The organism is Cypionkella sp. TWP1-2-1b2, assembly GCF_049896245.1.
Classification (GTDB): domain Bacteria; phylum Pseudomonadota; class Alphaproteobacteria; order Rhodobacterales; family Rhodobacteraceae; genus Cypionkella.
Map to the genome: position 1 here is coordinate 1 of NZ_JAFCTX010000092.1, position 2,353 is coordinate 2,353.

A 2,353-nucleotide genomic window follows, 5' to 3' on the forward strand; every position below is an offset into this window, starting at 1 on the left:
GGCATGGAGCGCCGTTCGACCCCAATGTCCCCGAAACCGACGAACTCAAACTCGCAGTCCTCAAGCTCGCGAAGAAGTGGAAGCCGACAAAAAAGTAGGCAGGTTCACCGGACGCTTACCTTCAACCCGAAAAGCTATGTCAATCTGGCAACCAACTCGATCTATCAAAGCGCCTTCCTGAACAGCCTGATCATCGCCTCTTGCACCGCAGTCCTATCCACTGTGATGGGATTTCTGGCCATCATCGGCGCGCTGCGTTTTGCCGGAATGCGGGCGTTGTTCTACGCGGTGTTCTTCGCAGCGCCGCTGTTTGTATCTGAAATCCTGCTCGGGATTTCCAACACGTCCTTGTATTACTTGGTGTTTGGCTTGCAGGGCAACATGGTGACCGCGATCATCGCCAACTCGGTACATTGCTTCAGCTTCTGTTTCCTGATCATGGCGGCGATGCTGTATAAATACGATTGGCGGATGAACGAAGCCGCGATTGTCTGCGGGGCCACCCCGTTTCGCGCGTTTCTTGAGGTGATGCTGCCGCTGACATGGTCGGGCATCATGGGCAGCCTGATCGTGGCTTTCGTGCTGGCGCTGAACGGCTTGGATATCTCGTTCTACCTGGTGGGGGCGACGCCAACCATGACCTCGGTGGCGTGGGGTGCTTTGCGCTACGGCGTGAAACCCGAGCTTTACGCGCTGTCGACCCTCATCAATGCCGCCGTGTTCCTGGCGATCATCGTGTTGTTCGTGAAGGCGAGAAGGACGAAAACCGCGCTTGTCTAGGCGATCTTCGTGGTATCAAATGAAGGACCTTGGCTGAGCTGCGGTCCTTCACTCGGTCCCCTCGGCTACGGCATGATGATCATGCGCGCACAACCCGTGATCGCCCAAAACCTCAATCACCCGACAATCCGCGATAGTGCCGTGGGCGCATTGCACGACCATGCGCTGCAACTCTTGCTCGAGCACTTTCAGCTGCGCGATCCGCGCCTGCACGGCGGCCAGCTGCGCCTTTGCAATCGCATCGGCGGCAGAGCATGGCAGCCCTGGCCGATCCGACAGGCTGAGCAGATCGCGGATCGCCTCCAGCGGAAAGCCCAGCGCGCGGGCGTGGCGAATGAAGGCCAGCCGTTGCCGTGCGAGGGAACCATACAGCCGTTGATTGCCGCTACTGCGTTCCGGTGCGGGCAGCGGGCCGATCTGTTCGTAATAGCGCACCGTCGGCACCTTTATCCCGGTCTCGGCGGCCAATTTTCCGATGGTCAGCATAAGAACCCTCTTGCAGCTATAGTTACTAGAGACGCTAGCTTTAGGGTTCAAAGACGAAAAGCGGTATGTCGCAAGAACGCAAGAGGCTGAAATGACAGACATATCCGGCGACTGCTCACACGAATGGCGCATCTCTGGTATGGATTGCGCAGCCTGCACCCGCAAAATTCAGACCGCTGTGGAGCGTTTGCCGGGAGTCAGTTGCGTTAAAATTACCCTGATGAATGAACGCCTGCGCCTAACCCTTGCCGCCAAAACCACCGGCCCCGCCCAAGTCGAACGCGCCATGCGAGCCTTGGGTTATGGCATCACCGCGCCCGCCATCCCAGCACACGAAGCCGCTCCGACAGAGGATCACACCACCGAAACCCACCCCGATCACTCCCCCAAAAATCACGCCGACCTGCCAACTGATCAGCACTGGTATGCGACCGCCAAGGCCCGCTTGGTGTTTTTCACCGGCATCTTGCTAACCGCCGCTCAGATCGCGAAATGGACCCTCCTCGCCGACGATGCCATCTGGGCCTTCACGCTCGCATGCCTGATCGGATTGCTACCCGTGGCGCGCAAAGCACTGGCCGCCTTGCGCGCAGTTCTGAACCCCGCCGGGTTTGCCGGCGGCTGATTGAGGTTAGTTACGCGGCCATGGGTTCATTTTCCAGAGCGGCGTGGAAGTTTGCTTCGGCTTCAGCGGGTGGGATGTTCCCGATCGGCTCGAGCAGACGACGGTTGTTGAACCAGTCGACCTTTTAGCGGGTAGGCGATGCTTGCATCGCCGTAAGGCCATTCGAGGCTTGCATATTCCACGGCCTCGAATCTGCACCACGGGCCGCGACGGTGGATGACTTCGGCCTTGAACAGACCATTTATCGTCTCGGCTAAGGCATTGTCTTAACTGTCGCCAACGCTGCCGACCGAGGGCTCGATGCCTGCCTGGGCCAGCCGTTCGGTGTATTTGATCGACAGATACTGGGCAGTCTCAACCGGTCGTCGCAACACTTTCAGTTTCTTTGGCTTTCAGGAATTTGTCCAGCGCCTCTGCGGGGGTTTTCCAGCCGAGGGTTTTGCGTGGACGTCCGTTCAATGT

The 2,353-nt window shown here is 58.5% G+C and carries 3 protein-coding genes and 1 pseudogene; 2 read left to right on the top strand and 2 right to left on the bottom strand.

Annotation, left to right across the window (positions count from 1 at the left end):
* Positions 1 to 225 precede the first annotated feature (225 nt).
* Entirely contained in the window at positions 226 to 780 is a 555-nt protein-coding gene (locus tag ACP7AP_RS24100) for an ABC transporter permease (RefSeq protein WP_426038447.1), read from the top strand.
* Positions 781 to 828: 48 nt separating this feature from the next.
* Here the strand turns inward: ACP7AP_RS24100 and ACP7AP_RS24105 are convergent, their stop codons facing one another.
* A complete protein-coding gene (locus ACP7AP_RS24105; protein WP_426038449.1) occupies positions 829 to 1,266 on the bottom strand; it encodes a MerR family transcriptional regulator in 438 nt (145 codons plus the stop codon).
* Positions 1,267 to 1,357: 91 nt separating this feature from the next.
* On the opposite strand from ACP7AP_RS24105, the gene ACP7AP_RS24110 reads away from it, so the two are divergent.
* A complete protein-coding gene (locus ACP7AP_RS24110) occupies positions 1,358 to 1,891 on the top strand; it encodes a cation transporter (RefSeq protein ID WP_426038451.1) in 534 nt (177 codons plus the stop codon).
* Positions 1,892 to 1,901: 10 nt separating this feature from the next.
* On the opposite strand, the pseudogene ACP7AP_RS24115 reads toward ACP7AP_RS24110, so the two are convergent.
* Positions 1,902 to 2,241: pseudogene (locus ACP7AP_RS24115) on the bottom strand (hypothetical protein); the annotation flags it as partial.
* Positions 2,242 to 2,353: the final 112 nt, after the last annotated feature.